The organism is Macrococcus lamae, from assembly GCF_004359545.1.
GTDB classification, from domain to species: domain Bacteria; phylum Bacillota; class Bacilli; order Staphylococcales; family Staphylococcaceae; genus Macrococcus; species Macrococcus lamae.
Window position 1 is genome coordinate 1 of record NZ_SCWB01000028.1, and the last position, 5,446, is coordinate 5,446.

Genomic DNA, 5,446 nt, shown 5'->3' on the forward strand with positions numbered 1-5,446 from the left:
TATACGAAAGACAGGTCGAAGACCTGGTCAACTTTTCGAAGTAAATGGTTCTGTGGCACAAGGTCTTCCAGACTGTACATTTCAAGTTGATTTCGTTTTTGTTTTGTAAACTCCTGATCGGACATTCGAATCAATATAATCACCTGCTGAACTTATTTCTTACATTTTAACAAAAAAAGACTGCAGACATCACCTCCTGAGGAGACTTTGTCTACAGTCTGAGATAACCGTCGGTTTGACGGTTATCTTTTTTTATTGCAGTTGAAGAAGTTTAATAAATGTTTCTTCGATCTCGTTGATAAAAACTTGATCAGATTTTAAAGAAGGATGATCTGGGTGATAGACTTTACCAAACAATAGCTCACCTTTTTTTACATCTTTTAAGCGCTGGATTGATTTTTTGAGTTCATCTTCTGATACGTCGCTCATCAGCATATAATCTTCTTTCATATGATCTTTCTTCATGATGAAGTCGTCAGGCAGCTCAAGTATCTGCTGGAGTCTTTGATGCCATAGTGCCGCAACATTAACCTTTTCAGGGGATTCATATATGACTCCATAAAGGACGAAAGCATGAGTTTCAAATAGTCCGATCTGGAAATGCGGCAGCATCTTGTAACCACGTTTATTTGTAGCGAATGCTACCCATGTATCGTTTGGTGGATTTGTTTTACGTCTTAAATGTTTTGCGACATGAGGATAGTAAACATCTCCAGTATGCGCTGTCAGAAACCCACTGAAATGAACGCCAAGATTGTTCAGCTTAGGTCTGATATGCTCGATTAGTGCCGCCATTCGTGGTTCCAGACTGTCGACACTGAATACTGCGAAATCTTTCTCTGTAAAGTGATAGTTAACCATAATAGCCTCCGTTTCAAATTAATTTTATCATAACAGCTAGGTTGAATAAATTCTTATTAATCATCAGGTCATGTATAATAGCATTATTGCAGGGAGGAAATAAGATGACAATCTATGAGTTTGCAAGACGCATTATACTTGAAGCAGGACAGAATATAAAAGATAAACTAAAACTGGAACTGACAATTGAAACTAAATCAAATCCTAATGATCTAGTTACTAATATGGACAAAGAAACAGAGCAGTTTCTTGCAGATAAAATTAATCAGACTTATCCTGACCATAGAATAATTGGAGAAGAAGGTCATGGTAGTGATATTGATACATTAGAAGGCGTCATCTGGATTATTGATCCGATAGACGGCACGCTGAATTTTGTTCACCAGCAGCAGAACTTTGCGATTTCCATCGGAATTTTCAAAGATGGAGAAAAGTATGCCGGATTTGTCTATGATGTCATGAATAATAACCTTTACCATGCAATAGCAGGAAAAGGTGCTTATTTAAACGATAGACAACTTGCAACACTTCAAAGCACAGAGCTTAAACGTTCCATCATCTCAATGAACCCAAACTGGCTGACAAAAGATTGGACTAAAGATGTCTATTCTCCTATTGTGAAAGATGCGAGAAGTGCGAGAAGCTATGGTTCTGCAGCACTGGATTTTGTTTTTGTAGCAACCGGCATAATTGACAGTTACATTACATTAAGACTACACCCATGGGATTTTGCCGGAGGAATGATCATCGCTGAAGAAACTGGAGCGATAGTCAGTAATCAACTCGGAGAAAAACTTCATCCGTTAAAATCTAATTCAATATTAGTTGCAAATCCAGAGCTGCATCATGAAATTCTTAATGTTTATTTAATGAATTATAAAGATGAATTAGAAAATCTCCATCAAGGAATGTTCAGTTCCCGGTAATGGCTGCCTTTAGTCCGCCCCTGAAGCTTAAAATGCTGTTTCAATAACGTAGATACTTTAGCGGGTGGAATTTTTTTGTTGCACCAGAGATACATCGAGGACTTTGTTAATTTTCTTTCTGGATAGATGAGCAGGTACTCTCTTGCAGACTGGACGAATATTTCATCAAGTGAACTGATAGTTTTACATGCCAGACAAAGAAAAAGTCGTTGATGACAATTGAAGTCGGTGATGTTTCGGCATGAAGGACAGCGCATTCCTTTACGTACTGCACAATACGAGACTTGCTCAAAAGGATCATGAAAATCACTGATCATTTTAGCAATTGAGCTCGTTTTTTTTTATGGCTTCCTTTAATACTGGATATATATTCTGTAATGTCATCTTTGTAAAGAAAGTATTGTTTTGAAGAATGGGCATCCAGAGCAAAGCGGTCATTAAGACAGACAGATTTAATTATAATCGGCAGTTGTTTTAAGGAAGGGTCAAGGAGATTGTAAATACCATATTTGACACAGTTGAGATGAACAAGGTCAATTTTTATTTCATCAGTGAAATAATCTGCCAGCATTCCCTGGTTATTAATATAATGAAGTCCGGAGTAATTATTGAGTTTGAATAAATAAATACCAGAATCTGCAATGAGAACTAAATTAATCAGTGCATCTTGATGATAATCCGAATAGTTAAACTGCCAGATAACATCTATCGTTTCTGTATCTAAAAAAGACAAATAGGATTCAAAGCGTTGTTCGAGAGCTACGGTCTCTTTTAACTGACGGATTAAGTCCAGTTGAAAGTCAGTCAGTTCTGTACGATGTCTTAATGCTTCAAGAAGTTCCAGCTGCTTGTAATTTTTTCGTTCTTTGATGATCATAATAATCTCCTTTTCCATTGATAAATAAAACTTAAAACGAAAAAGAAAATACTGCAAATTGCAGATTTTAATGAAAACAGCAGAAAAAGCATCCATTTCTCACGAAAAGATGCTTTTTCTTAAATTTCTACACAGAAAAATCTATTTTTCAAAAATATTTACAACCAGCCATTTTCTCTGTATTTTTTCTTCTGAGTAAACCCGATTCCAAAAATTGCTATCATCAATATAATACCGATAAATATAGTAATAATACTGCCTTCTGCAATTCCCGCACTGATGACAATCAGCATTAATACAGCAAGAACAGCAAGTAGTAAAAATCTCGTTTTACTTTTTTTCATAATAACCCCTCTTTACCTGATAGAATAAATAGTTGATATATGCTATAATATCACAGTTAGATAATAAACTGTACTTTTGAAAGGGATACAATATGCCAAACTTTAGAGAAGATGTACGTAATATTGCCATTATCGCCCACGTCGACCATGGTAAAACGACATTAGTAGATGAATTACTTAAACAATCAGGGATTTTCCGTGATAATGAGCACGTGGAAGAACGTGCGATGGATTCAAATGATTTAGAAAGAGAACGTGGTATTACGATTTTAGCGAAAAATACTGCAATTGATTATAAAGGAACACGTATCAATATCCTGGATACACCAGGTCACGCGGATTTCGGCGGCGAAGTCGAACGTATCATGAAAATGGTAGATGGTGTTGTTCTTGTGGTTGATGCTTACGAGGGCACTATGCCACAGACACGTTTTGTACTTAAAAAAGCACTTGAACAAAATCTTAAACCAGTTGTTGTTGTCAATAAAATTGACAAGCTTTCAGCAAGACCAGAAGAAGTACTGGATGAAGTTTATGACTTATTCATTGAACTTGATGCTAATGATGAGCAACTTGAATTCCCAGTAGTTTATGCAAGTGCTATAAATGGGACAGCAAGTTTAGATGTCAACCAGCAGGATGAAAATATGCAGAGCTTGTATGAAACGATTATCGAGTATGTCCCAGCACCAATAGATAACCGTGAAGAGCCACTTCAGTTCCAGGTAGCATTGCTTGATTATAATGACTATGTCGGTCGTATTGGTATTGGTCGTGTCTTCCGCGGAACGATGGAAGTAGGACAGCAAGTATCATTAATCAAAATCGACGGTACAGTTAAAAATTTCCGTGTGACTAAAATATTCGGTTTCTTCGGTCTTCGCCGTGTTGAAATTGAAAAAGCTTATCCAGGTGACTTAATTGCTGTGTCCGGTATGGAGGATATCAACGTCGGAGAAACTGTGACACCAGTAGATGTGCAGGAAGCACTGCCGGTACTGCGTATTGACGAGCCGACACTGCAGATGACTTTCTCAGTTAATAATTCTCCTTTTGCAGGTAAAGAAGGTAAGTTCGTTACTGCACGTAATATTCAGGATCGTCTTGAATCACAGCTTGAAACAGACGTTTCATTACGTGTTGAATCAACTGGTCCGGATTCATGGATCGTATCTGGACGCGGTGAGCTTCACTTATCGATTTTAATCGAAAACATGCGCCGTGAAGGATTTGAACTTCAAGTATCTAAACCTGAAGTCATTATTCGTGAAATTGACGGGAAAAAACATGAGCCGTATGAACGCGTTCAAATTGATGTGCCGGAAGAAAATACAGGTTCCGTTATTGAATCACTCGGAACACGTAAAGGTGAAATGGTCGATATGAGTACATCTAACGGTCAGACACGATTAATCTTTAACGTTCCTGCTCGTGGCCTTATCGGTTACCGTACAGAATTTATGTCTATGACTCGTGGTTATGGTATTCTAAATCATACATTTGATGAATACCGCCCGTTCCTTCGCGGACGAATCGGTGGCCGTCACAATGGTGTTTTAGTTTCAATGGATAAAGGAGTCGCAAGTACTTATGCGATTTTAGCACTGGAAGACCGCGGTACTAACTTCATGGAACCAGGAACTGAAGTTTACGAAGGTATGATTGTCGGTGAAAACTCACGTGATAATGACTTAACAGTCAATATCACAAAAGTCAAAGCAGCAAACAACATTCGTTCAGCGACTAAAGAACAGACAACTACGATGAAAAAACCAAGAATCATGACGCTTGAAGAAGCGCTTGAATATATTAATGAAGATGAACTGCTTGAAGTGACGCCTGAGTCTATCCGTATGAGAAAGAAAACATTGGATAAAGCACAGCGCGAAAGAGAACAGAAGAAGCAAAAAGCGGCCTTACAGGAACAGGAGTGATCCAATGAATTTTGTTCTGGCGATGGCAAAAGGCGTAAGTGTTGATCCAAACGAACGTATGTCATTTCTGGCAAAATTATTCCAGGTGGATAAACATCCACAAACAGGAATGTGGTATTTGCTGATAGCAATCTTTATTTTAAGCGCTATCGTCTATAACCTTGGATTTGCAAGAAAGTTAAAGCTTTGGCAGAATATTGTCATCTATATTCTATTGTTCCTTGGCTGTATCATACTGAACTTCCTTGCGGTATTTCTACCAGTTGGAGAAAGTCTGATAATCGCAGCAATTGTACTAGGACTTTACCGGTATAGACTTTACAAGGAAAGACAGCATACTGCTAAACAATAAAAAGGAGATCTCGTTTGAGATCTCCTCAGACTGTAGACAAACTCATTTTGAAAATGGGTTTGTCTTTTCTTTTTCTTCGAAAAATAAAAAATATCGATTTGCAGTCGTAGTTATTACTGGCTACTTCCTGGTCTGGCACCAGGAAGTTCGCC

Annotated in this window: 7 protein-coding genes; 3 read left to right on the plus strand and 4 right to left on the minus strand. The window is 37.8% G+C overall.

What is annotated here, in order from left to right; genetic code table 11:
• Positions 1-252: 252 nt before the first annotated feature.
• A complete protein-coding gene (locus ERX29_RS10650) occupies positions 253-861 on the minus strand; it encodes a YktB family protein (RefSeq protein WP_133444661.1) in 609 nt (202 codons plus the stop codon).
• A 104-nt stretch (positions 862-965) separates the two neighbouring features.
• Between ERX29_RS10650 and ERX29_RS10655 the strand changes: the two genes are divergently transcribed.
• A complete protein-coding gene (locus ERX29_RS10655) occupies positions 966-1,787 on the plus strand; it encodes an inositol monophosphatase family protein (RefSeq protein WP_133444662.1) in 822 nt (273 codons plus the stop codon).
• Here ERX29_RS10655 and ERX29_RS10660 read toward each other — a convergent pair.
• The 3 genes from ERX29_RS10660 to ERX29_RS10670 all read right to left on the minus strand — a co-directional run bounded on the left by ERX29_RS10660 (position 1,763) and on the right by ERX29_RS10670 (position 3,008).
• A complete protein-coding gene (locus ERX29_RS10660; RefSeq protein WP_133444663.1) occupies positions 1,763-2,104 on the minus strand; it encodes a hypothetical protein in 342 nt (113 codons plus the stop codon). The two genes, ERX29_RS10655 and ERX29_RS10660, sit on opposite strands and share 25 nt — an antisense overlap.
• On the minus strand, positions 2,101-2,664 hold the full coding sequence (locus tag ERX29_RS10665; protein WP_133444664.1) for a hypothetical protein: 564 nt from the start codon (positions 2,662-2,664) through the stop codon (positions 2,101-2,103). Before ERX29_RS10665 ends, ERX29_RS10660 begins: the two co-directional genes overlap by 4 nt.
• 158 nt (positions 2,665-2,822) lie before the next feature.
• Positions 2,823-3,008: a DUF5325 family protein gene (locus tag ERX29_RS10670; RefSeq protein WP_133444665.1), complete on the minus strand. Its 186-nt coding sequence runs from the start codon at positions 3,006-3,008 to the stop codon at positions 2,823-2,825.
• 92 nt (positions 3,009-3,100) lie between these two features.
• Here ERX29_RS10670 and typA point away from each other — a divergent pair, with 92 nt between their 5' ends.
• Positions 3,101-4,942: a translational GTPase TypA gene (gene typA, locus ERX29_RS10675; RefSeq protein WP_133444666.1), complete on the plus strand. Its 1,842-nt coding sequence runs from the start codon at positions 3,101-3,103 to the stop codon at positions 4,940-4,942.
• A 4-nt stretch (positions 4,943-4,946) separates the two neighbouring features.
• The gene (locus tag ERX29_RS10680; RefSeq protein ID WP_133444667.1) at positions 4,947-5,294 is read left to right on the plus strand and encodes a YlaH-like family protein; all 348 of its coding nucleotides are present in this window, start codon (positions 4,947-4,949) and stop codon (positions 5,292-5,294) included.
• Positions 5,295-5,446: the final 152 nt, after the last annotated feature.

Bases quoted from the DNA above. Each gene is read 5' to 3' on its own strand.
- ERX29_RS10650 (WP_133444661.1), bottom strand. From the start codon at position 861: ATGGTTAACTATCACTTTACAGAGAAAGATTTCGCAGTATTCAGTGTC.
- ERX29_RS10655 (WP_133444662.1), top strand. From the start codon at position 966: ATGACAATCTATGAGTTTGCAAGACGCATTATACTTGAAGCAGGACAG.
- ERX29_RS10660 (WP_133444663.1), bottom strand. From the start codon at position 2,104: ATGATCAGTGATTTTCATGATCCTTTTGAGCAAGTCTCGTATTGTGCA.
- ERX29_RS10665 (WP_133444664.1), bottom strand. From the start codon at position 2,664: ATGATCATCAAAGAACGAAAAAATTACAAGCAGCTGGAACTTCTTGAA.
- ERX29_RS10670 (WP_133444665.1), bottom strand. From the start codon at position 3,008: ATGAAAAAAAGTAAAACGAGATTTTTACTACTTGCTGTTCTTGCTGTA.
- typA (WP_133444666.1), top strand. From the start codon at position 3,101: ATGCCAAACTTTAGAGAAGATGTACGTAATATTGCCATTATCGCCCAC.
- ERX29_RS10680 (WP_133444667.1), top strand. From the start codon at position 4,947: ATGAATTTTGTTCTGGCGATGGCAAAAGGCGTAAGTGTTGATCCAAAC.